23 protein-coding genes are annotated in these 22,815 nt (G+C 70.5%); 11 read left to right on the top strand and 12 right to left on the bottom strand.

The window, feature by feature from the left end:
- Position 1 precedes the first annotated feature (1 nt).
- A complete protein-coding gene (locus KOI47_RS24040) occupies positions 2 to 826 on the top strand; it encodes an adenylate/guanylate cyclase domain-containing protein (RefSeq protein WP_216207696.1) in 825 nt (274 codons plus the stop codon).
- On the opposite strand, the gene KOI47_RS24035 is transcribed toward KOI47_RS24040, so the two are convergent.
- The gene (locus KOI47_RS24035) at positions 797 to 1,285 is read right to left on the bottom strand and encodes an Lrp/AsnC family transcriptional regulator (protein ID WP_216207693.1); all 489 of its coding nucleotides are present in this window, start codon (positions 1,283 to 1,285) and stop codon (positions 797 to 799) included. The two genes, KOI47_RS24040 and KOI47_RS24035, sit on opposite strands and share 30 nt — an antisense overlap.
- Before the next feature lie 43 nt (positions 1,286 to 1,328).
- On the bottom strand, positions 1,329 to 1,784 hold the full coding sequence (gene soxR, locus KOI47_RS24030) for a redox-sensitive transcriptional activator SoxR (RefSeq protein ID WP_216207690.1): 456 nt from the start codon (positions 1,782 to 1,784) through the stop codon (positions 1,329 to 1,331).
- Between the two features lie 323 nt (positions 1,785 to 2,107).
- Here soxR and KOI47_RS24025 point away from each other — a divergent pair, with 323 nt between their 5' ends.
- From KOI47_RS24025 to KOI47_RS24010, 4 genes are read left to right on the top strand one after another with little or no spacing between them, the layout of a single operon-like run.
- On the top strand, positions 2,108 to 2,455 hold the full coding sequence (locus KOI47_RS24025) for a hypothetical protein (protein WP_216207687.1): 348 nt from the start codon (positions 2,108 to 2,110) through the stop codon (positions 2,453 to 2,455).
- 46 nt (positions 2,456 to 2,501) lie between these two features.
- A complete protein-coding gene (gene idi / locus KOI47_RS24020; protein WP_232376209.1) occupies positions 2,502 to 3,116 on the top strand; it encodes an isopentenyl-diphosphate Delta-isomerase in 615 nt (204 codons plus the stop codon).
- A gap of 36 nt (positions 3,117 to 3,152) precedes the next feature.
- Positions 3,153 to 3,884 (top strand): DsbA family protein, encoded by a 732-nt coding sequence (locus KOI47_RS24015; protein ID WP_216207681.1) that lies wholly within the window; start codon positions 3,153 to 3,155, stop codon positions 3,882 to 3,884.
- Positions 3,881 to 4,477 (top strand): vitamin K epoxide reductase family protein, encoded by a 597-nt coding sequence (locus tag KOI47_RS24010; protein ID WP_216207678.1) that lies wholly within the window; start codon positions 3,881 to 3,883, stop codon positions 4,475 to 4,477. Before KOI47_RS24015 ends, KOI47_RS24010 begins: the two co-directional genes overlap by 4 nt.
- 13 nt (positions 4,478 to 4,490) lie before the next feature.
- Here KOI47_RS24010 and KOI47_RS24005 read toward each other — a convergent pair whose 3' ends face one another.
- The 10 genes from KOI47_RS24005 to KOI47_RS23960 all read right to left on the bottom strand — a co-directional run bounded on the left by KOI47_RS24005 (position 4,491) and on the right by KOI47_RS23960 (position 16,501).
- Positions 4,491 to 4,946: a YdeI/OmpD-associated family protein gene (locus KOI47_RS24005; RefSeq protein ID WP_216217506.1), complete on the bottom strand. Its 456-nt coding sequence runs from the start codon at positions 4,944 to 4,946 to the stop codon at positions 4,491 to 4,493.
- Between the two features lie 37 nt (positions 4,947 to 4,983).
- The gene (locus tag KOI47_RS24000; RefSeq protein ID WP_216207675.1) at positions 4,984 to 5,583 is read right to left on the bottom strand and encodes an ArsR/SmtB family transcription factor; all 600 of its coding nucleotides are present in this window, start codon (positions 5,581 to 5,583) and stop codon (positions 4,984 to 4,986) included.
- 43 nt (positions 5,584 to 5,626) lie between these two features.
- Positions 5,627 to 7,333 carry a chitinase gene (locus tag KOI47_RS23995; RefSeq protein ID WP_216207672.1) on the bottom strand — a complete coding sequence of 569 codons (1,707 nt, stop codon included), beginning with the start codon at positions 7,331 to 7,333 and terminating at the stop codon, positions 5,627 to 5,629.
- A gap of 75 nt (positions 7,334 to 7,408) precedes the next feature.
- Complete coding sequence (locus tag KOI47_RS23990; RefSeq protein ID WP_216207669.1) at positions 7,409 to 9,064, bottom strand: sensor histidine kinase; 1,656 nt, start codon at positions 9,062 to 9,064, stop codon at positions 7,409 to 7,411.
- Positions 9,061 to 9,759, bottom strand: coding sequence for a response regulator transcription factor (locus tag KOI47_RS23985; protein ID WP_232376207.1), 699 nt, complete (start codon positions 9,757 to 9,759; stop codon positions 9,061 to 9,063). The genes KOI47_RS23990 and KOI47_RS23985 overlap by 4 nt, the downstream gene beginning before the upstream one ends.
- A gap of 135 nt (positions 9,760 to 9,894) precedes the next feature.
- Complete coding sequence (locus KOI47_RS23980) at positions 9,895 to 11,193, bottom strand: hypothetical protein (protein ID WP_216207662.1); 1,299 nt, start codon at positions 11,191 to 11,193, stop codon at positions 9,895 to 9,897.
- Positions 11,190 to 13,265 carry a glycosyltransferase gene (locus KOI47_RS23975; protein WP_216207660.1) on the bottom strand — a complete coding sequence of 692 codons (2,076 nt, stop codon included), beginning with the start codon at positions 13,263 to 13,265 and terminating at the stop codon, positions 11,190 to 11,192. Before KOI47_RS23975 ends, KOI47_RS23980 begins: the two co-directional genes overlap by 4 nt.
- Positions 13,266 to 13,273: 8 nt before the next feature.
- Positions 13,274 to 14,086: a WecB/TagA/CpsF family glycosyltransferase gene (locus tag KOI47_RS23970; protein ID WP_232376206.1), complete on the bottom strand. Its 813-nt coding sequence runs from the start codon at positions 14,084 to 14,086 to the stop codon at positions 13,274 to 13,276.
- Between the two features lie 202 nt (positions 14,087 to 14,288).
- The gene (locus KOI47_RS23965; protein WP_216207657.1) at positions 14,289 to 15,272 is read right to left on the bottom strand and encodes a TolB-like translocation protein; all 984 of its coding nucleotides are present in this window, start codon (positions 15,270 to 15,272) and stop codon (positions 14,289 to 14,291) included.
- The gene (locus KOI47_RS23960; RefSeq protein WP_216207654.1) at positions 15,269 to 16,501 is read right to left on the bottom strand and encodes an MFS transporter; all 1,233 of its coding nucleotides are present in this window, start codon (positions 16,499 to 16,501) and stop codon (positions 15,269 to 15,271) included. Before KOI47_RS23960 ends, KOI47_RS23965 begins: the two co-directional genes overlap by 4 nt.
- 188 nt (positions 16,502 to 16,689) lie before the next feature.
- Here KOI47_RS23960 and KOI47_RS23955 point away from each other — a divergent pair, with 188 nt between their 5' ends.
- The 6 genes from KOI47_RS23955 (at position 16,690) to KOI47_RS23930 (ending at position 22,759) form a co-directional block, all read left to right on the top strand.
- Positions 16,690 to 17,463 (top strand): YveK family protein, encoded by a 774-nt coding sequence (locus KOI47_RS23955; RefSeq protein WP_216207651.1) that lies wholly within the window; start codon positions 16,690 to 16,692, stop codon positions 17,461 to 17,463.
- Between the two features lie 9 nt (positions 17,464 to 17,472).
- Positions 17,473 to 18,840 (top strand): O-antigen ligase family protein, encoded by a 1,368-nt coding sequence (locus tag KOI47_RS23950; RefSeq protein ID WP_216207648.1) that lies wholly within the window; start codon positions 17,473 to 17,475, stop codon positions 18,838 to 18,840.
- Entirely contained in the window at positions 18,837 to 20,120 is a 1,284-nt protein-coding gene (locus KOI47_RS23945; protein WP_216207646.1) for an ArnT family glycosyltransferase, read from the top strand. Before KOI47_RS23950 ends, KOI47_RS23945 begins: the two co-directional genes overlap by 4 nt.
- The gene (locus tag KOI47_RS23940) at positions 20,117 to 21,565 is read left to right on the top strand and encodes a lipopolysaccharide biosynthesis protein (protein WP_216207643.1); all 1,449 of its coding nucleotides are present in this window, start codon (positions 20,117 to 20,119) and stop codon (positions 21,563 to 21,565) included. The genes KOI47_RS23945 and KOI47_RS23940 overlap by 4 nt, the downstream gene beginning before the upstream one ends.
- A 65-nt stretch (positions 21,566 to 21,630) precedes the next feature.
- Positions 21,631 to 22,164 (top strand): PadR family transcriptional regulator, encoded by a 534-nt coding sequence (locus KOI47_RS23935; RefSeq protein ID WP_216207640.1) that lies wholly within the window; start codon positions 21,631 to 21,633, stop codon positions 22,162 to 22,164.
- A complete protein-coding gene (locus KOI47_RS23930; RefSeq protein WP_216207637.1) occupies positions 22,142 to 22,759 on the top strand; it encodes a GyrI-like domain-containing protein in 618 nt (205 codons plus the stop codon). The genes KOI47_RS23935 and KOI47_RS23930 overlap by 23 nt, the downstream gene beginning before the upstream one ends.
- Positions 22,760 to 22,815 lie beyond the last annotated feature (56 nt).

The following is a 22,815-nucleotide window of genomic DNA, read 5'->3' as shown; positions in this document are numbered from 1 at the left end:
GATGACCGCGGTGGACCGAGACCGGGCCGGCTGGCGTGCGTGGTTGCGGCGCACCGGAGGCGGGGCGCGCTCGCTGGCCGGGCGGGTGGACGGCAGCCAGCCGCTGGTCGCGCTGCTGCGACGGGTGCGGCGCAGGCTGCCGGGCGACGCCCGGTACGGCGACCCGCTTTCGGTCGCCGGTCCCGACCCGGTGGACCGGATCGGGGCACGGCTGGCCGCGGTGGCCGCCGAGCAGCCGAGTGCGTTGCGCGAGCTCGGCCTGACCGCGTTGCAGGTGTGGCAGGCGGGCGGGCAGCCGAGCAGGCTCCCGCCCGCCGAGGTCGCGGTGGTGTTCACCGACCTGGCCGGGTTCTCCGACTGGACGCTGCGGGCGGGCGACGAGACCGCCGTTGAGCTGCTGCGCAGGGTCGGCGCCGTGGCCGAGCCGCTGATCACCGCGCACGGGCGGATCGTCAAGCGGCTCGGCGACGGGCTGATGGCCGTGTTCCACGATCCGGAGGCCGCCGTGGCCGCGGTGCTGGCCGCGCGGGACGCCGTGGACGCCGTGGTGGTGGACGGCCACCGGCTGCGCCTGCGGGCTGGGGTGCATGTCGGCGCCCCGCGCAGGCTCGGCGCCGACTACTTCGGCCAGGACGTGAACATCGCCGCGCGGGTCACCGCCGCGGCCGGGCCGGGCGAGGTGCTGATCTCCACCGCCGCCGCGGGGCGGCTGGACGGCGCCCGGTTCCGGCTGCGCAGGCGGCTGTGGTTCCGGGCAAAGGGGGTTCCTGCCGACGTCAGGCTGTACGCGGTGAGCTCAGCCGATGGTGACCGGGAGCGCGGTTGAGGTCTTGATCGGATCGAACACGATCAGGGTGGTGTACCGCTGGATGTTCGGCGCGTTCTGGAACAGCCGCCTGCCAGCCTCCCGGTACTCGGCCATGCCCGCCGTGGCCAGCACCACCACGTAGTCGTAGTCCCCGGACACCGCGTACACTTGCTGCACCTCGGGGGCGGCGAGCAGCCTGCTGCGCACCTCGGCATGGTGCTCGTCGGACTCGTACCGCAGGGTGACCAGGCAGATCGTCAGCACCGTCGTGGCGTTCAGGCTGGCGTCCAGCACTGCCACCTCGCGGGTGATCAGGCCGCTGGTGCGATAGCGGTCGATCCGCCGCTGGACGGCGCTGGGGGAGAGGCCGACGACCTCGCCGAGCTCGCGCAGGGTCCTGGACGAGTCCCGCTGCAACTCGGCGAGCAGTAATCCGTCCAGTTCGTCCAGCACGGGCCGTCTGCGTTTGGTGGGCACGCGACAATCCTGCGTCCGTCCCGCGAGTGTTTCAATCTCGCGCCTAGGACTCCATCAGCCTGCGGGGGCCCGAGCCGCCGTCGCCGAGCGTGTCGTGCGGGTTGGCCAGCCGGCAGCGGTCGATGGAGAGGCAGCCGCAGCCGATGCAGTCGCTGAACTCGTCGCGCAGTTGCTGTAGCCGGTGGATCCGCTGGTCGAGCTCGGTCCGCCAGCGCTGGGAGAGCTGTTCCCAGTCCCGCCTGCTCGGGGTCCGGCCGTCCGGCAGCTCGTCCAGTGCGGACCGGATATCGGCCAGCGGGATGCCCACCCGCTGCGCGATCCGGATCAATGCCACCCTGCGCAGCATGTCCCGTCGGTACCGTCGCTGGTTCCCGGCCGTGCGCCTGCTGCTGATCAGCCCCTGCCGTTCGTAGAAGTGCAAGGCCGACACCGCGACGCCGCTGCGCGTGGCGAGCTGCCCCACGGTGAGCTCGGCCTGGTTCCACTTCGGCGTTTCCATACCCCCGCGCTCCGATCCTCCGCAGTCCACCTGAACCATGGTTGAGGTCACCGTGGCATCAGCTTACTGGCGCCTACTTGCCGGTAAAGCGCAGCCCCCGGTCCGGCGTGTCGCCCGGCGAGCGCCGAGACCGTGAGTAGAGCAACCGCCATCCGGGTGAGGCCACCCGGCGTTCGCCGCCCGCTCGGCGCACGGGCAGAACCACTGAGCGTAGTTCGGCGCATGCTCTCTAGTGAGGTCGGCGAAGCGCGGGTCACAGTGAGCCGAGGCGCGCACCGACACGCAGATATCGACATGCCGCTGCTCGGGGGAGGAACGGCACCGTGACCGGAACATCCGAGAACAGAACGTCCGGCCGCGCGGGAGGGGATCCCGGCCCACCGCCGGACAATGCCCTGCAGCTGGCGTGGACCGTGCTGGGGGCATGGTCCACCACCTTGCGGCTGATGGTCATCGTCTACCCGCTGTGCCTGCTGGTGCTGGGTACCGTGGTGGTGCTCGCCGTTCTCTTCGGCCCCGCGCTGGCCTGGTCGCTCGGCGGGCTGACCGCACTCACCGGATCCGCCGTGGCGGCGCGCGGGATGCGCCGCCGGGGACTGGTCCGACTGCATGAAACCGGGAGCGGGGACATACGGCAGGCGGTGGACGGCGGGCAGAATCCCGGCTGCTGACGCCCGCCGCCCGGAACGGTCCGGTCGCATATTGGGAGGTTCGCCGGTGAGCGAGGAACGAGTGGTGCTGGTGGATGAGGAGGGCAGGTACGCGGGCACCGCGGCCAAGGCGGCGGTGCACACCGCGCGGACCCCGCTGCACCTTGCCTTCTCCTGCTATGTCTTCGACCAGGCCGGGCGGCTGCTGCTGACCCAGCGGGCGCACGGTAAGCGCACCTGGCCGGGGGTGTGGACCAACAGCTGCTGCGGGCATCCCGGCCCCGCCGAACCGCTGCCGGAGGCCGTGCGCAGGCGGCTGGCCGAGGAACTCGGACTCGCCGTGGACCGGCTGGACCTCATCCTGCCCGGATTTCGTTACCGGGCCGTGATGGACAACGGGGTGGTGGAGAACGAGCTGTGCCCGGTGTTCCGCGCCACCACGGATGGCGGGCCCGCCGACCCCGACCCGGCCGAGGTGGTGGACACCCGCTGGGCGGAATGGGGCACCTTCGCCGCCGAGGTGCTGGGCGGGCGGGCCGAGGTCTCGCCATGGTGCCGCTGGCAGGTCGAGGAGCTGGACCGGCTCGGCCCGGAGCCTGCCGCCTGGCCGGTGGCCGAGGAGCGGGAGCTGCCGCCTGCCGCCCGCGAGCCCGCCGGGGGACCGGCGGTCGAGCACCGCTAACCGTGATCCCACGGGACCGGTAGTAAGCTCGTCCCGATGCCGAAGACGAACAAGAACCCGCTGGCCAAGCGCGGGTTGTCGAGCAACACCGTCATGACCGCCATCGTGCTCGTCGTGGCTGTGGTCGTGATCGGTGGCGTGCTGTTGTTCAAGGACGGCGACTCCGGGGCGGCCAAGGGCAACGTCCCGCCGGAGGTGCTGCACCCCGCGGACAGCCACACGCTGACCGAGGTGCAGGACAGCAAGGTCACCATGGTGGAGTTCCTCGACTACCAGTGCCCTGCCTGCGCGCAGTACTACCAGAACATCACCAAGCAGATCGAGCAGGACTACGCCGACCGCGTCACCTTCGTGGTGCGCAACTTCCCGCTGGACATGCATCCGCTCGCCAAGCCTGCCGCACGGGCGGCGGAGGCCGCGGCCATGCAGGGCAAGTTCAACGAGATGTACCACGCCCTGTTCGACAACTACCAGTCCTGGGCGCTGGACCAGTCCGGCCAGACGAGCTCCGACCTGCAACGCGCGCAGAGCCAGTTCGACGGCTTCGCCGAGCAGATCGGGCTCGACCTGGAGCAGTTCCACCAGGACATGGACTCCCAGGCCGTGCAGCAGCGGATCGAGAAGGACATGGCGGACGGCGCCGAGGCCGGGGTGGAGTCCACTCCCACGCTGTTCGTCAACGGCTCCAAGTTCGAGCCGACCGCCCAGTCCTACGAAGAGGTCGACAAGCAGTTGCGTAGCGAACTGGACGAAGCGCTCGGCTCATGACCAGCGCCGAACCCGCACCGAGCACCCGCGGCCTGAGCTGGCTCTACCTGATCGCTGGCGCGATCGGCCTGGTCGCATCGGCCGCGCTGACCATCGAGAAGATCGCCAAGCTCGGTGACCCGGAGTACATCCCGAGCTGCTCGTTCAACCCGGTGCTCACCTGCGGCGACGTGATGGACAGCCAGCAGGCCTCCGCCTTCGGCTTCCCCAACCCGCTGATCGGGATCGCCGCCTTCGCGGTGGTGGTCACGGTCGGCGTGGTGTCGCTGGCCGGTTTCCGGGCCCCGCGCTGGTTCTGGCTCGGTATGCAGCTGGGCACCACCTTCGGCGTGGTCTTCGTGCACTGGCTGATCTATGCCAGCCTGTACCAGATCGGGGCGTTGTGCCCCTACTGCATGGTGGTGTGGGCCGTGACCATCCCGATCTTCTGGTACACCACGCTGCACAACCTCACCCATGGCCACTTCTCGGCTGGCAGGCCCGCCGCGACTGGGCTCGCCCGGTTCCACAGCCTGCTGCTGGTGCTGTGGTTCCTGATCATCGTGGTGCTGATCCTGATCCGCTTCTGGAACTACTGGAGCACGTTGCTGTAGGGCGCCGTAGCGCTCAGCGGGCGCGGCCATCCCGGAGCAGCTCGACCGACTTGTCGATACGCCGCTGCCGGGTCGCCGCCGTTTTCGCACCCTCCACCTGGAGGACGTGCCAGCGCCGGTTGCTGTAGGACAGTCCTTCGAAGAACCGCTTGGCTGCCGGCTCCCGCTCCAGCGCCTCGGCCAGGTCCGGTGGCACGGCCAGTTCGCGGGGCTCGGTGTCGAGTTCGATGCCGACCTCGACCTCGTCCTCGGCGGCCAGCCCGGCCCGCTCCCGGTTCTCCGCGCTGAGCGGGATCCAGAACTGCCCGCCCATCGGGGCCACGGTGGTGCGGTAGCTGTGCGCGCCGAGCGTGACCCGGACGGCAGGCCGTTTGCCCGCGCCCAGCCGTTCAACGATCTCCGGCGGCACCGGGATGCCGGTGGCGGTCTTGCCGCTGCGGACGACGGTGGCGGTGAACTTCGTGGGCAGCTCCTTCCGTACGGCACGATGGCCTTGGCGGCTCGGCTCAGGACCCCGCCCGCTCCGGGTTCCGCACGCTCGGGTGCACCGCGACGATCACCCGGTGCTCGCGGCCGTGCTCGGCGTGCTCGTCGTGGTACTTGCTCACCAGCGTGGCGACGGCGCCGGCCAGTTCCTCGGCGAAGGCCGCGCGGTCGGCGGCGGAGGCGAACCGCACCGCACCGTCCATCCCGAAGGTGGCGACCTTCTTGCGCGCCTTGGCCGCGCCGCTGAGCAACGCCCCGACCTCGCGCACCATCCTGGCGGCCAGCGCCAGCAACCAGCGGGCCGAGAGCCGGTCCGGGGCGCGGTCCGGGTCCGGCTGCACGGCGCTCAGCGCGGCGGGCGAGATCACATAGGACGCCGCCGTGGCGCGCATGATCCGTTCGGTGACGTTGCCCCTGCGGCGTTCCTCGGCCAGCTCCACCAGGCCGTGCCGCTCCAGCGTGCGCAGGTGGTAGTTCACCTTCTGCCTCGGCAGGCCGACCTTCACGGCCAGGGTGCTTGCCGACCCCGGTTCGGCCAGCTCCGCCAGCAGCCGGGCCCGTACCGGATCCAGTGACACCTCGGCGGCCGCCGGATCCTCGATCACCGTCACGTCCTGCATGACGTGATCCTTGCAGCAATGCGCCTCGCCGTCAGTACGCCGGCTACGGCAGGCCGTCGAGGAAGGGGCGGTGGCTGTTCTGGAACTCCCAGTCGTAGTAGTGGTCCCAGTTGATCGACCAGGTCATCAGGCCACGGAGGGCCGGTGAGGTGCCGCCGCGCAGGCTGTAGCCGGCACAGCTCTGCCCCCGGGTGAGGCAGTTCAGCGCCTGGTGCACCTGCGCGGGCGGGGTGTAGCCGTTACCCGCGCTGACCGCCGCAGGCAGGCCGAACCCGATCTGGTCGGCCCGCAGGCCGGGGAAGGTGTGCCCCGTGTCCGCCACCGCGAACCCGGCCTTGACCATATCGGTCATCGCGATGTGGAACGTGGCGTCGCCCATGTTGTGGTACTGGTTGTCCAGGCCCATCACCGGGCCGGAGTTGTAGTCCTGGACGTGCAGCACGGTGAGCTCGTCCCGCAGCGCGTGGATCACCGGCAGGTAGGAGCCGGTGCGGTTGTCCCCGGCACCCGCCCCGCCGTAGAACTGGTAGCCGACCTGCACGAAGAAGGTCTCCGGTGCCATGGTCAGCACGAAGTCCTCGCCGTAGCGGTCGGTGAGGGTGCGCAGCGCCGAGATCAGGTTGACGATCACCGGCGTGGTCGGGTTGCGGAAGTCGGTATCACCCCGCTCCAGGTAGAGCGAGTGTCCCTCGAAGTCCACGTCGAGCCCGTCCAGCCCGTAGCGGTCGATGATCGCGGACACCGAGCTGACGAACCTGTCCCGCGCGGCCGCGGTGGTGAGCTGCACCTGGCCGTTCTGCCCGCCGATGGAAAGCAGCACCTTCTTGCCCTGTGCCTGCTTGGCCCGGATCGCCGAGATGAACTCGGCCTCGGACTCCACGTTCGGGCATTCCGCCACCGGGCAGCGGTCGAACCGGATGTCGCCGGAGGTCACCGAGGTCGGCTCGCCGAACGCCAGGTTGATGATGTCCCAGGAGTCCGGCACATCGGCCATCCGCAGGTAGCCGGAACCATTGGCGAAGCTGGCGTGCAGGTACCCGATCAGCGCATGCCGGGGCAGCCCGGTGTCCGGGCACCCCGTGGTGGTCGCGGTGACCGGGGCGCTGCGGGCGGACTCCCCTGCCTCGTTGTAGGCGGTCACGGTGAAGGTGCGGGTGGTGCAGGACGGCAGCCCTTCCAGGGTCACCGAGGTGCCGGTGGTGGTCGCCTGGACCGACTCCTGCTGGTAGACGCGGTAGCCGGTGACCGTGCCGCCGGGGGAGTCCCAGGCGAGGGTGATGCTGCCGGAGGTGGTTGCGGTGACCCGGGGTGAGCCGGGCGCGTCCGGTGCGCCGGGCTCACCGGGATCGCCACCGCCACCGTCGCAGTCCGCCCCGTTCAGCAGGCAACCGGTGGGGCTGCCCGGCCCGGTGCCGAGGAACCCGAAGGTGACCGAGGCACCCGGGGCGATGGTGCCGTTGTACTCCCGGTTGGTGAAGGCGTGGTGGTTGCCTTCGCTGCTGCGCAGGGAGTCCCAGTGGCTCCCGATGCTGGTGTTCGCCGGCAGGTCGAACTCGACCCGCCAGCCGGTGATCGTGCTCGTGCCGTCGTTGGTGATCGTGTACTTGCCTTCCCAGCTGGAGCCCCATTCGGAGACCTTGGCGAAGGTCGCGGTCTCCCCGGCGGCATGGGCCGCGGGGGTCAGGAAGGCGAAGCCGAGCAGTGCGGCCGCGAGGCAGGCCACAAGGCGGCGAGCGAGGACGTGGGACATGCCGGCCTCCCGAGGCGATGGGCAGGGGGACACCGCGCTCTTCCCGTATTGTCTAGACCAATCCGCGCAAATTGTCTAGTTCGGGAGCTCGACTTCCGCGGTGGTTCCCATGCCCTCGCTGCTGCGGATCCGCAGTCGCCCGCCCATCGCCTCGGTCAGCGTGCGGGCCAGCGGGAGGCCGAGGCCCGCGCCCGGGACGCCGCGACGGTCCGCGTCCAGCCGCTGGAACGGGACGAACAGCTGCTGCTGGTGCTCGCGGTCGATTCCGGGGCCGCCGTCCAGCACCTGGAGGAGGACCTTGTCCGTGCCGCAGACCGTGCGCACCAGCACCCAGCCACCGGGCCGGTTGTGCCGGATCGCGTTGGTCACCAGGTTGATCAGCACCTGGCGCAGCCTGCGCCGGTCGGCGAGCACCTCGGCATCGGGCCCGCGCAGCCCCAGTTCGACCCGCTGGTTCGCCAGCGGTTCCAGCAGGGCCACGACCTCCTCGACCAGTGGCCGCAGCCGGACCCGCTCCGGCCGTACTTCGAGGGCACCTGCTTCCATCTTCGCGATGTCCAGCACATCGTCGACCAGCGCGAGGATATGCCCGCCAGCCTCAGTGATCTGGTGCAGCGCCTCCTGCCGCCGCTGCTCGGTCAGGTCGAGGCTGCCCAGCAGTTCGGCGAAGCCGGTGATCGCCTGCAGCGGGGTGCGGATCTCGTGTGAGAGCGAGGAGAGGAACTCCGACTTCGCGCGGCTGGACGCCTCGGCGGCGTGCCGGGCGACCTCGGCTTCCCTGCGCGCCCTGCGCTCCGCCTCCGCCGCGCGCCGCTGGGTGAGGTCGAGCAGGTTGAGGCTCAGGTACATCGGCTCGCCGCCGGCCTCGTGCACCACCGAGGCGGTGGCGGCCACCACGAGCTCGGTGCCGTCGCCCGCCGTGCACACGGTCTCGAACTGGACGTGCTCACAGCCGCCGCGGACCAGCCCGTGCAGGGCGCTGGTGGCCTCGTCCACTTTGTCCGCGCGCACCAGCTGGGTGACCGCCGCCCCGAGCAGGTCCTTTTCGGACATCCGAAGTAGCTGCCGCAGCGCCCGGTTGACCTTGGTGAGCCTGCCGTCGAGGTCGGCAAGTGCCATGCCGACCGCGTTGTCCTCGAAGGCCCGCCGGAACCGGGCTTCGCTCTCGGTCAGTGCGCCGTACAGGTTGGCGTGCTCGATGGCCACCGAGGCGAGATGGGCGAACCGGTCGACCAGCCGGGTCTCCCGTTCCGGTGGCCGGTACGGCTCGTCGTGGTAGACCGCGAAGGTTCCCAGCACCGAACCATCCCGGCCGAAGATCGGCTGGGACCAGCAGGACCGCAGCCCGTCCCGCAGGGCGAGGTCGCGGATGCCGTCCCAGAGCGCGTCGGTCGCGATGTCCGCCACCACCACCCGGCTGCCGAGATAGGCGGCCGCGCCACAGGACCCGGCTTCGGGTCCGATCGCGATGCTGTCGATGGATGCCAGGTAGCGGGTGGGCAGCCCTTCGGCTGCGCCGTGGTGCAGGGTGCCGCGTTTCGGGTCCAGCAGCAGGATCGAGCTGCGGGCGCCGGGCAGCAGCTCGTCCAGCGCCACGGTGACAGCCCGCAGCACCTCATCGAGCCCGGCGCTGGAGGCGAGCAGGTCCAGGACCCTGGTCTGCCGCTCCAGCAGCCCCAGGCTGTCGCCGAGTTCCAGCTCCTGCTCGCCCCTCGGCACGGTTTCGCTCATCCGGCCGGTTCCCAGCTGTAGCCGACCCCGCGCACCGTGCGTAGCCAGTGCGGGCGCGCCGGATCGGCCCGTACCTTGTGCCGCAGGCGATGCACATGCTCGGTGACCGTGGCCTCGGACTGCATCCCCGGCGGGGCTTGCCACACGGCACGCAGCAACTGTTCGCGGGTGAACACCTGGCGCGGGTGCCGGGCGAAGAAGGCGAGCAGGTCGAACTCCTTGCCGGTGAGCTCGACCGTCCGCCCGTTGACGGTGACCCGATGGTGGGTGGCGTCCAGCCGTAGCCCGGGGGCCACCGGGGGCGGGGAACTGCGCCGCAGCACCGACCGGACCCTGGCGGCCAGTTCCTCCGGGGAGAACGGCTTCACCAGGTAGTCGTCCGCGCCGAGTTCGAGCCCGGTGATCCGTTCTTCTTCGCCGTCCCTGCCGCTCAGCACGAGCACCGGCAACCGGGCCCGCCGCAGCAGATCGTCCTGGCGCACCAGGCGCAGCACGTCCAGACCGTCCAACCCGGGCAGCGAAAGGTCGAGCACGACGAGATCGGGCGTGCACCCGGCGATCTCGGCCGCGGCGGCCCGGCCGTTCTCGGCCTGGGTGACCAGGAAACCGTCGGCCTCCAACCGCCAGCGCACGACCGTGCGGACCCGCTCGTCGTCATCGACGACGAGTACCCGGCGTTCAACCTGACCGGTCACCTCGGACTTCTCCCAGCACTCGGACTCTCCAGTGCCCGACATTCCAGCGCAGTGCGGCCCGCCGTGGACGTCGCACCCCATGCTGCCCGGCGCGCAGCGCACTGGCAACACCAACCCGCCGATCCAGCAGATGGCTCAGGCGCGGGTGATCCGGTAGATGTGGTAGGTGTGCTCGGCATCGAAGCCGTCGGTGAGCGTGCCGTCCACGATGTCGACGGTGCGGTTCTCGAACAGCACCTCGGCCTTCCCGGCGTCCAGCCCGGCCGGCAGCCGCAGGGTGTGTGTGCCCGCCGAAGTGCCCCTGCCCACCATGGCGAACACGTAGTAGGCCCCGGCATGCCGCTTGAGCATGGTGTCCATGCCCGGGGCGAACTCGTGCCGGAAGGACTGGGTGTTGAGCACCGGGGCCAGCTCGGTGATCCGGCGGTTCACCTCGGTCACTGCTGGCCGGATCCGCGCGCCGCACGGGTCGCGCAGCACATGCTGGCTGATGCAGTCCCCGCCGAAGTTGTGGTTGAAGTAGATGACGCCCCTGGCCTCGTGGATCAGCGAGTTCATCACCGCACCGGCCAGCTCGGCGGGCTGGATGTGGGTGTCGAACTTCTCGAACGGAAGCCCGACCTCGACGAAGGCGTAGACCGGCTGCCGCCGCCCGTCCATCCCGTCCAGGTGCCTGATCCGGTCCACTGTGGCCCCATAGGAGGCCGCGAACCGGCAGATGTCCTCCGGGGTGCTGGACAGCTCGCACATGCCCTCGTCGGTGTACCAGTAGACGTCCAATGAGGAGGCATCGGTGTAGTCGAGGAAGCGGGCCGCGAGGTGGTCCTTGATGAAGAAGCTCATCCCGAAGCCGAAGTTGGCGTACCGCAGCCTCCCGTCGTCCGGCGGGAACCGCTTGCGCAGCGTGTCCAGCACGGTGTAGCCGCACAGCGCGGACTCCGGGATGCAGATCTGGCCCTGCCCCGGCGAGTTCCCTGTCCACGGGGCATCGCCTTCGTGGGCCCACAGGTCCACCTCGTCGGTCAGCGTCCAGCCGACGGTCTCCTCGCCGTACCCCGGCAGCTGCGCACTCGGCAACGCGAACATACCGTTCTCCCGGATCAGCGCGGGATCGCTCGATGCGGTCAGCTCGAAGTAGGTGTTCAGCCCCGCGGCCTTGTCCAGGTCGACGTCCTGCTGGGAGGTGACCGCCTCGAACCAGACCCCGATGGGGAAGAAACCGGGATCGGTCCACCCCGCGGCCGCGGCGGCCGGAAAGCCTTCGTAGTAGGCCGGCCCGCCCTCCCACGGCACCCGGTCCAGCTCAGCCACCGGCTGCTGGATGGCCGTCGCCTGCCGGTCCGCCGTGGTGTCGTGCTCCAGCACCAGCGCACCGGCCAGCACCAGCACGGCCAGCAGCGCACCGAGCAGGAGGGACAGCCTGCGCCGGTTCATTCCGCCTGCTCGGCCAGCGTCATCAGCTCGGCGGCCCGCGAGGTCCAGGAGAACGGCAGTACGGAAGCCCGCAGCTGTTCGGGGGTGGCGGGCCCGCCGCCTGCCAGGCTGAGCCGGATGGCCTCGACGAACTCGGCGTGCCCGGTCGCCGAGCGGACCCGGTCGCGGTAGCCGGACAGTTCGGCGAACTCCGTGCTCACCACCGGCAGCCCGAGCGCAAGGTACTCCTTGAGCTTGATCGGGTTGGAATGCCGTATCCAGGAATTGTTCAGCCATGGCATGATCGCTACGTCGAATCCGGAACCGTATGCCGGAATCGTCTCGTACGGGCGGAATCCGAGCCAGTGCACGTTCGGGTACTTGTCGAACCGGTCCATCGGATGCGTTGAGTCACCGATCAGCACCAGCGCGGCCTCCGGCAGTTCCGCCGCGATCCGTTCCAACAGGTCGAAGTCCACGAGGTAGTCGTCCAGCGCGCCGAAGAAGCCGATCCGCGGCCCCGGGATCCGCCGCAGCTCCGCGGGCGGCTCGGCACCGGGCCGGAAATGCTCCAGGTCCACCCCGTGGTCGAGGAAATGCGCCCGCTCCCCGGTCAGCTCGCGCTCCTCGGCCAGCAGGGCATGGCTGACGTACAGCACCCGGTCGGCGTTGCGGAGCAGGTCCCGCTCCAGATTCTCGATGGTGGCGCGGTCGGACTCGGGGAAGTCGGAATGCCGGTCGGAGCGGTTGAACACCAGGCACCGGCGCGGCATCGGCCGGACCACGTCCCATGCCGTCGGGATGGTCACCATGATCACTGGCCTGCCGAGCCGGAGCAGGGCGCACACCAGCCGCACCTGGGTCCTGATCAGGACCGCGTTCACCCGGCGCAGCCATGGGGAGCCGTAGAACGGCAACGGCAGCGGGGACATCACGTGGAAGTTCGGCAGCTCCGGCAGCGGACGGCGGACCAGCATGGCCACGCTGCGCAGCTTGCGCAGGATCCGGCGGAGCACCTGGGTGCTGCGGCCGGGCACCGGCATCCGCATCCCGATGCTGTTCACCACCAGCACCGGGCGCCGCCGCGCGATCGAGCGCATCAGCTGGAAATCCGAATGCGCCCGGTTGTGATACCACCAGTCCTGCGCGGAGAAGCACAGGTAGCCCTGGTCGCCGCCGGGCGGGATGGGCCAGCGGCGCGGGAACAGCAACGCGCCCAGCGCCCGCCGGTGCCGCCGCCCGGACTGCCCGCGGCGCAGCAGGGCGCGCGGCAGCTCGTTCAGCAGCACGGCGCACCACATGGTGAACCCGGCGAGCCTGCCGTCCCGTTCCCGGCGCAGCCGCACCCGATTGGTCGCGGCCAGTGCCCACAGCCGCGCCGAGCTGGCCTGCTCCCCGCCGAGGTGCACGGCGGTGGCGGCGGGCTCGTACCGGACCTGGAAACCGGCATCGCCCGCGCGCAGCATGTACTCGGTTTCCTCCGAGTACAGGAAGTAGCGCTCGTCCAGCAGGCCGATGGTTTCGATGCAGTCCCTGGAGATCAGCCAGGCCGCGCCGGTCGCCCAGTCCACTACGCCCGGCCGGGCGTAGTGGCGCTCGTCCACCACCAGCTCGCCCAGCGCGGGGACGCGGCCTGCCCGGTGGCCACCCAGTACGGCCTCGCCGACCGCCCGCATCGTGGTGGGCCGCCTGCGCAGGGACGGCTGCCGGTTGCCGTCGGCGTCCAGCAGCCGGGGCACCGCGATCCCGGTGCCGGGTTGTGCCAGCGCCGCCCGCAACGCGGCGACGCTGCCCGGCTTCAGCCGGATATCCGGGTTGAGCACCAGCACGTCGCAGCCCGGCGCCGCATCGATCCCGGCGTTCACCCCCGCCGCGAACCCGGCGTTGCCACCGGTGGAGATGACCATCGCCTCCGGGTCGGTGCCCGCGACCACCGCGAGCGTGTCGTCCGTGGAGGCGTTGTCCACCACCAGCAGGCGCGCCAGGCGTGGCCCGGTGGCCGCGAGCACGGAACGCAGGCAGTCCTCGATCACCCCCGCACTGTTGTGCGTGACGATCACGACGGCGAGCGGGCGGGCGGAGCTGTCTGGCATCGGGCGGTTCACGACTCCTGTACGGAAGGTACGGATTTCAGGCGGCGGAAGCGGGCCGGTTTCGGATCGACATGGGCGGCGGCGCGGCGCAGCAGTGCCCCGGTGAGCAGCCGGGCCGCGAACGGGGCGTCGTCGCGCAGGTAGCGTCCGGCGAGCCTGCGCGGTTCGAGCGCGAGCCGGTGCACCCATTCCGCGCCCACACGCTGCGCCAACTCGGGCGCGCGCCGGAACTGCCCCGCCGCCATCGGGATACCGGCGCCGCAGCCCACGTACCACGCATCGGGCAGCTTCGCCCGCAGCCGCCGGATGGTGCGTTCCTGCTTGGGGAAACCGAGCCCGGCCAGCACCAGGTCCGGTTGCGCCTCGACGACCTTGTGCACCACATCGGCCATACCGTCCGCGGTGCGGTCGAAACCGACCGGGGGCGAGTCCGTGCCCGCGATCAGCAGGCCGGGGTAGCGTTCGGTGAGCGCCTTGGCCGCGGCCTCGGGAACCCCGGGCTCGCCGCCGAGCAGATAGACCGAGCGCCGGGTCCTGGCGGCCGCCTCGGCGAGGGAGAACACCAGCGAGGACCCGGTGACCCGTTCCGGCACCCGATGGCCCGCCAGCCGGGCGGCCCACACGATCGGCATGCCGTCTGGGACCACGAGATCCGCCTCGGCCAGCAGTGCCGCCGCCTCGGCGTCCCTGGTCGCGGCCCGCGCGATGTCCACGTTCGCGGTGGCGATCCAGCCACCGGTGTGGCTGGACCAGGCCCGCTCGACCAGCTGGACCACCGCGGCCTCGGGCAGCGGCACCACCTCGATCGGGCCCACCCGCACGGTGGGCAGGGGGCCTCCTGCACCATCGCCACCACCGATCTGTCCTCGCTCATGATGTCCCCTCGGTCCGACGTAACAGCCTCGTTCAGTCTTGAGTCCGCTGCGAAAGCGCGCTGTGCGATCCCGGGGCGGCGATGCCCACCCGTGAAAATGTCGTAGTGTGCCCGCAAACGTTACAGTGACCGCGCCCGGCTATTTGCTCCTAACGGAGGGGAACCGGTGACGCGGCTTCCTCGATCAGTACCTCCGGCGGTGCCGATCCGTCCGCGGGCACGGTGAATATCGTTGATTTCTTACCCGAATCGGGTGTGCCCCCGTACGCCAGGTTATCGGCATTCAACCACGCCGCCTGGTCGTCGATTCCCGCGGTGCCCTGCAACACCCGTTCCTGCCGTGTGCGCAGGTCCAGTACCGCCAGCGCCCAGGGGCCGAGCCTGCTGGTCCGTTTCTTGTAGGCAATTCTACCGCCATCGGGTGAAAGGGAAGGACATTCGGCCCCCTGCCACACGTCGTGCATCGTCCTTGCCGTCAGATCGCCTTTTACCAACCAGGTCCGATTCTGGGAAGCAAGCGTCGCGTAGAACGTCCGGTCGTCCGCCGCCACTGTGACGCCCCAGAAATTTCGGTCCACGGCCACCATTGGTTCACCGGCCACCGTCGTGGCGAACTCCTCCAGCGACTCCACCAGCGTCCCGGTGCGCAGATCCAGCACCCCGGTCCGGGTGGAGAAGCCGCCAGGGGTCAGGTAGGAGTCACCGGTCACGAACGTCGTCCAGGAAACGATGTTGCCGGACTCCGAGACGCGGGCGCGGTTGGGAACTCCCGGCAGCCCGACCGTGCGGATCACCCGGTTTCCGGAGTCGAGCACCGCGGCCTCGTAACTCGGTCCCGGCCCGGCCAGGCGCAGGCACACCGTCGTCCCGCCTGCCGAGTACACCCGCTGACAGCGCAACCCGGTCGCGGCCGCGGGCGTGTCCGGCCGGTCGAGCCGGGTCTTGCGGACCTGATCCTGGCCGCCCGCGAGGTCGATGTACAGCAGATCGCCGCGCGCGATCGGGCCGGCCGGGCCCTGTTCCGCCGGCCCGTCCAGCGCGGCGCCGACCACGTAACCCCCGCCTGCCAGCACGACGAGCACGATCGCCAGCACGCCCAGCGCGATCCGGTGTGCCGCCAACCAGTCCCTCAAGAATCACCCTTTCGGCCGACCAGCACCGCGGCGCCGGTGAGTGCGAGCACGAAGGCGGTGAGCACGATCAGCACCGCCGAGCCCATCGAGACGGCGGCGAGCAGCAGGCCGAACAGCACCGAGGACAGCAGCCGGGCCACCGCCTGCCCGGTCTGCACCACGGCGAGCCCGCTGGCCCGCAACCGCTGCGGTACCAGCGGGCCCGCGTAGGCCATCAGCACCCCGTCGGTCGCGGCGTAGAACAGGCCGTGCAGCACCAGCGCGGCCGCCAGCATCGGGTAGCCGCCGCCGTCCGGAAGCAGCAGCAGGTAGACGCCGAGCAGCGCGACATGCCCGGCGAAGAACACCGGCCACCGGCCGATCCGGTCGGCCAGCAGGCCCACCGGTGTCGCCGCGAGCAGGAACACCAGCGCGGTGCCAAGCGGCAGCAGCGGGAGTACCTCGAACGGCACGCCAGTGGTGCGTTGCAGCACCAGGTAGACGAAGGCGTCGCTCACGGTCACCAGGCCCAGTAGCCCCGCCGCGAGGGTGATCCGCCGGATCCTGCGGTCGGCCAGCAGGCCGGCACAGGCGCGCAGGGACACCGGAGCCTCGGTGCGCCGCGGGCCCGGATCCCGTTCCCGGACGAAGGCGGCCAGCACGATCAGGCCCAGCAGGGCGAAGCAGAAACTGACCACGAACACCGGGGATGAGCCGCTGCCGAGTTCGTGCAGGATCCAGAAAGTGACCAACGGGCCAAGCAGTGCGCCCACCGTGTCCATCGACCGGTGCACGCCGAACGCCCTGCCGAGCCGGTCCGGCGGGGTGGCCAGCGAGATGAGCGCGTCCCGCGGTGCGGTCCGCAGGCCCTTGCCCGCGCGGTCGGTGGCGAGCACCGCGCCGATCCCGAAACCGGAGGCACCGACCATGGGGAACGCCAGCTTGGTCAGGGTCGACGTACCGTAACCGGTCAGTGCCACCAGCTTGGGCCTGCGCGACCGGTCGGCGACGTAGCCGCCGACCAGCCGCAGCATGGCCGTGGCGCCGTTGTACAGCCCGTCCAGGAATCCGAATTGGACATAGGAAAGCTGCAGGGTGTAGATCAGGTAAACCGGCATGAACGCCGTGATCATCTCGGCGGAAATGTCGGTGAGCAGGCTGACCGTGCCCAACGCGAACACCGTGCCCGGCAGTTTTCCGCTCCCGCTGCGCTGCTGGGCGGTGTCCGGCCTCGCGCGGGTCAGGTACATTCGGCTGGCCCCTTCACTGGCTTCGGCGGGCCACGGTGTGCCCGTGGAGACGGTATCGCCGTACTGCGGTCGGCGTTACCTCATCTTGGCAACAGGGCGTAACGATTCGGCCGACTCGCCGATTGCCTTGCCGAGGGGCGAACCTCGTGAACCGCAGCCGCAACCTTGCACTGATCGGAGTAGCGTCGTTGGATTTCTGGAGCACGCTGCGCATCCTGTTGCGCCGGTGGTACGTCGCGGTTCCGGTGTTCGCGGCGGCGCTCGGCCTCGCCGGCGTGGCGTACGTCTCGGTGGACCCGCAGTACGAGTCCACCGGCACGATCGTGCTCACCGCACCCTCCTCCGGCGCGCGGGTCACCGTCGGCGAGCCCACCCCCGCGGAGAAGATCAACCCGCTGCTGGCCTTCGACGCCAGCCTTACCACCAGCGCGCAGATCCTCATCGAGACCCTGCAGGACCCGGCCACCGCCGAGCAGTTCACCGGTGACGGCGAGGACGCGGTCAGCTACGAGGTGGGCAACGGCCAGCTGTCCGGGCCGTTCATCGTGGTGGTGGCCACCAGCCCGACCCCGGAGGGCGCCACCCGCACGGTGACCCAGGTGCTGGATCGCGCGCGCGAGGAGCTGCGCACCCGGCAGGAGGCGCTGGAAGCCCCGGAGTCCACCTACATCCGCGCCGACCCGGTGATCAATCCCACTCCGCCGGAGGAGCTCGTCGGCGGAAAGTTCCGGTTTGCCGCGGTTGCCCTGTTTCTGGGGTTGATCGCCGGGTTGACCGCAGCCTACGGGTACGAGAGTCACCAACAGCATCGGCGCCGTCGTGGTTCTCCGGCCACAAAGGACGATTCCGGGCAGGCAGGGAGAGCGCCGGGCAGCGACGAGCGCGGCAATGGCGAGGCGACGGTGACCATGCGTTCGGTGCCCAAATCCTCCCGGCCCGCGCCCCGTGACGGCAACCAGTAGGCGGTCACGATGGCTGTCCGGGAGCCCGGGGGCGCGGTACAGCGCGCGGACGGCGCCACCCTGGTCTGTCTCTACGCCGCAGTGGCCCTGCTGATTCCCGCCCGGCTGGTGCTTTCCGGCATTCCGATGTCGATCACTCCGGCCACGGTCTGCGGGCTCGGCCTCGGGTTGCTGTGGTTCTGCGGCCACCTCGTCAACACACTGAACACCGCGAAGGGGCGCAACGCCGCCCGCAGCGCGCTGTTCCTTTTCATCGTCAGCCAGCTCGCCACCTACGGCTACGCCACCATGCACTACCTGCCAGCCGACGAGCTGGACAGCGCGGACCGCACCATCGTGCTGATGATGGGGGCCGCCATGGCCGGGCTGGCCGCCTGCGACGGGATCCGCGGCCTGGCCAGGCTGGAACTGGTGCTGAAGACGATCCTCGGGCTGATCACCGTGGTCGCGGTGATCGGGATCCTGCAGTTCCTCACCGGAATCGACCTGACCGAGTACCTGAACCTGCCCGGGCTGCAGGCGGTGACCCAGGACGACTTCGTGCTCGAGCGGGCCGACCTGCGCCGCCCGGCCGGAACCACCGGTCACCCGATCGAGTTCGGGGTGGTGTGCGCGGTCGGGATGCCGCTGGCCGCGCACTACGCTTTCACCGCGCAGGCCAGGCACACGCCCTCCCGGCGCTGGTGGATCTGCCTTGCCCTGATCTCCTGCGGCGCGATGATGTCGCTGTCCCGCTCGGCCATGCTCGGCCTCGCCCTGGCGGCGATCGTGCTGCTGATCGGCTGGCCGGGGAAGCGGCGGATCCAGGCACTGGTGGTCGGCACGGCCTTCGTGGTGCTGATGCGATTCCTGGTGCCGGGGCTGATGGGCACCCTGTACGGGTTGTTCGCCGAGATCGGCAACGACAGCAGCATCACCGCCCGTACCGACGACTACGCGGTGGCCGCCGTGGAGATCGCGAAACATCCGCTGCTGGGCCGGGGGCTGGGTACCTACCTGCCCGGCAAGTACGGGCCGCTGGACAACCAGTACCTCGGAACCTTGGTACAGAACGGGTTCATCGGGTTGTTCGCCCTGCTGGGGATTTTCGTCATCGGCGCCTACGCCGCGCTGCGGGCCAGGGGAATGAGCCGTAACCCTCATGTCCGCGACCTGGCGCTGACCCTGGTGGCCTCGCTGTCGGTGCTGGCACTGGGGGCGGCCACCTTCGACCTGCTCGCCTTCCCGATGGCCACCACGCTGAGTTTCCTGCTGTGCGGTGCGGCGGGCGCGCTGCTGCGCGCGGTGCGGCAGGAGCATGTGGCCGCAGGCGTCGACCCGCCGACGGTCCGGGTCGCGCTCAGCAGGCTGATCCCCGGAAAGGGCGGGCAGACATGACCGGAGAGATCGTCCCGGACGCACCCGGCAGGGGAGCCCGGCTGCTGGGACTGCTGGACGGCTATGCCAACCGGATCGCACTGGCCGCCGTGCTGGTGAGTCTGCTGGTCGCCGGCGGCTATGCCGTCTACCTCGGCGAGGCGCTGCGCTACCTGGACGAGGAGGTTTACGTCCGGCTCGCCGAGTCCGTGGCGGCCGGGCTCGGGTACAGCGTGGACGGTGTGCAGCCCACCGCCTACCGCCCCCCGGGCTATCCGTTCCTGCTGGTCCCGGTGCACTGGGCCACCGGCGGCAGCGTGCTGGCCATGCGGTTCGTCGGGGTGCTGGCCCTGGCCGGCTGCGTGTGGCTGGCCTACCGGCTGGGCAGCAGGGTGCACCGGCGGGCCACCGGTGCGCTGGCGGCGGTGGGCACGGCGGGCTATCCGCTGCTGGTCTACACCGCGACCACGCTGTACCCGCAGGTACCCGCGTTGCTGTTGTTGCTTGCCACCCTGGAGTTCGCGCTCCGCGCGGTGGAACGCACCGGCGCGGGCCGGATCGGCTACCTGCTGGTGGCCGGGCTCGCCGGTGGGCTGCTGTGTCTCACGGTGCCCAACTTCGCGCCCTCGGTGCTGGTGATCGTGGCCTGGCTGGCGCTGCGCCACCGCAGGACGGCATTGCGTTTTCCGGCGCTACGGGTGGCCGCCGGCGTCCTGGTGGTGGTCGCGGTGCTGCCGGTGGCCTGGTGCGTGCGCAACGCGGTGGTGCTGAACGCCTTCGTGCCGGTCTCCACCAACGACGGGATCAACCTGTTACTCGGCAACAGCGAGCACGCCACCCCGGGCAGCGGGACCGATGTGGACATTTCCGCCTACGCGCGGCGGGCCGAGGAGCTCGGGCTGGACGAGGTCGGCATCAATGACTACTTCAAGGACAGCGCGATCGACTGGATCACCGAGCATCCGGATGAGGCGGCCGTGCTGTACCTGGGGAAGGTGGCGAACAACTTCGCCTTCAGCAGCGAGGTGGCCACCTCGGGGCAGGGCGGGAGCGCGGCGGACCTGCTGCTGGCCGTCACCTACTACCCGGTACTGGCGCTGGCGGTGGGGCGGGTGCTCGCCGCTCGCCGCCGTCCGCTGGCCGCCGAGGAGAAGCTGGCCGCGGTGCTGATCGTGCTGAACGTGCTGCTGCTGGCGGTGTTCTTCACCCGGCTGCGGTTCCGGGTGCCACTGGACGGGCTGACGATCCTGCTCGCCGCATCCGCGGTGACCAATCTGCTGCGCGGGAGGACGAGGTCGTGACCGCCGGGACCGAAGCGGACCCCGCCGAACAGGCACCCTCCGGCCGTGCGCCGATCCGCAAGGCGCTGAGCCTGAGCGCACTGAACACCGTGATCAGCAAGCTCGGCACCTTCGTCACCGGGATCGTGCTGGCCCGGCTGCTCACGCCGGAGGACTTCGGTGTCTACGCGGTCGCGCTGGTGGCACTGACCGCGGTGCTGTCGTTGAACGAGCTCGGGGTCAGCCTGGCGCTGGTGCGCTGGCCGGGCGACCCGATGCGGATCGCCCCCACGGTCACCACCATCTCACTGGTCTCCAGCGGGCTGATGTACCTGGCCTGCTTCTTCGGCGCGCCACTGTTCGCCGACGCGCTGGAGGCACCAGAGGCCACCGGGGTGATCCGGCTGCTGTGCGTGCTGGTGCTGATCGACGGCCTCACCGCCACCCCGGAACAGCTGGTGAACCGGCAGTTCCGGCAGGGAGTGCGGCTGCTGGTCGACCTCGCCAACCTGCTGATCACCACCGGGGTCACGGTCGGCCTCGCGGCCACCGGGCACGGTCCGTGGAGCCTGGCCTGGGGCCAGCTGGTCGGCAACGTGCTGTCCGCGCTGGTGCTGTTCCGGCTGGCCGGGATGTGGCCACGCCCCGGCTTCGACCGCCGCTACCTCGGGCGGCTGCTGCGCTTCGGCCTGCCGCTGGCCGGGGCCAGCCTGCTGGTGTTCGGCATGCTGAACATCGACTACGTGGTGACCGGGCGGGTGCTCGGGGCCGCGGCGCTCGGCCTGTACCTGCAGGCCTTCAACCTGGCGAGCTGGCCGGTCAACGTGTTCTCCCTGGTGGTGCGCAGGGTGTCCCTTGCGGCCTTCGCGCGGGTGCAGGAGGATCCGGCGCAGCGGCAGGCCACCCTCGGCCGAATGGCGATGCTGCTCGCCGTGCCGACCCTGCCCGCCTGTGTGGTGCTCGGGCTGCTCGCACTGCCGCTGGTGACCACCGTGTACGGGCAGCCGTGGGCCGGTTCGGCCGCGGCCCTGCAGTTCCTCGCGATCCTCGGCGCGGTCAGGGTTTTCGGCGAGCTCTACTACGACTTCCTCGTCGCGCTCGGCAAGTCCCGCGCCACCATGTGGCTGCAGGGCGGCTGGCTGGCGGCCCTCGGTGCGGCGCTGCCGGTGGGTGCCCTGCTCGGCGGCATCCAGGGGGTGGCGCTGGCGCACGCCGGGGTGGCGGTGCTGCTGGTGCTGCCGGTCTACACCCTGGTGGTCGCCCGCACCGGCATCTCGGTACGGCTGCTCGCGGGCTCGGTGCTGCGTCCCGCGCTCGGCGCGCTCGCGGTGGCCGCGGTGCTGGTGCTGCTGCGCGTCCTGCTGGAACCCTCCTGGGTACTGCTGGTCGCGGGGCTCGGCCTGAGCGGGCTGGTGTACCTGCCCTTCGTCTGGCCGCTGCGCCGCAAGCTCCGGGAGTTCGGCTAGGAGCCGGTCCGGGAGTGACCGTGCGGCCGGACGCGCGCCCCATACTCTAGTGCTAGAATACTCAGATGGATCTGACCGCGGCCGAACTGACGCTCCTCGGCTTGCTGGCGGAGCAGCCACGTCACGGCTACCAGCTGGAGGAGGTCATCACGGCCCGCGGCATGCGGGAGTGGACCGAGATCGGCTTCAGCTCGATCTACTACCTGCTCACGAAGCTTCGCGATCGCGGCCTGATCGCCGAGACGGGTGAGCCCGCGCGCGGCAAGGCTCGCAAGGTGTTCGGCCCGACCCCGGATGGTTTCCGCGCCTGCGCCGCGGCCGCGGAGGAGGCGATCGGCACGCTCCGGCCGGTGTTCCCGCCGGTACTCGTCGGCCTGGCGAACCAGTCGATGATCCCACCGGAGCGGCTGCATGCCGCGCTGGCGCGGCGAGCGGAGGCGCTGGCGGACAAGATCGCGGAGATCCGTGCGGCCGCCCGGCCGGAGGCGCCGCCGTTCGTCCGCGCCATCTTCGATTACTCACTCACCCAGCTCGAAGCCGAGCAGAAGTGGCTCGCCGCATACCGAGGAGAGCTCGATGCCGTACGACGTGAAGCGTGAGCTGAAGGAGCTCTACGCTCCTAAGAACCGCGAGTGGGCACTGGTGGAGGTGCCGCCCCAGCAGTTCCTCGCGATCGACGGTGCTGGCGACCCGAACACCTCACCGGACTACGCGCAGGCCGTGGCGGCGTTGTACGCCGTGGCGTACACGGTGAAGTTCGCCGGTAAACGCGCGGGCAGGGACTTCGTCGTCGGCCCGCTGGAAGGCTTGTGGTGGGCGCCGGACCCGACGGTGTTCATCACCAGGGCCAAGGAGTCCTGGCACTGGCGCATGCTGATCAACCAGCCGGACTGGGTGACCGCGGACCAGGTGCGGGAAGCCGTCGACGCCGCGCTGGCGAAGAAGAAGCAACCCGCGATCGCGCACGTCCGCCTCGAGGTCCTGCGCGAGGGCACCTGCGCCCAGGTCCTGCACATCGGCTCGTACGACGAGGAGGCCCCGCTGCTCGCCACCCTGCACGAGGAGTACGTGCCCGGCAACGGCCTGACGCTGACGGGACTTCACCACGAGGTCTATCTCGGCGACCCCCGCAGGACCGACCCCGCGAAGCTGAGAACCGTGCTCCGCCAACCAGTCCTGCCGGCAGCGCCCTGAACGTGGCTTTCCGGACGTTCAAGGTTGCGAACGGCACTTTTGAGACACCTGACGTC

The organism is Amycolatopsis aidingensis, assembly GCF_018885265.1.
Lineage (GTDB): Bacteria > Actinomycetota > Actinomycetes > Mycobacteriales > Pseudonocardiaceae > Amycolatopsis > Amycolatopsis aidingensis.
This window is presented reverse-complemented; position numbering and strand designations above follow the sequence as displayed.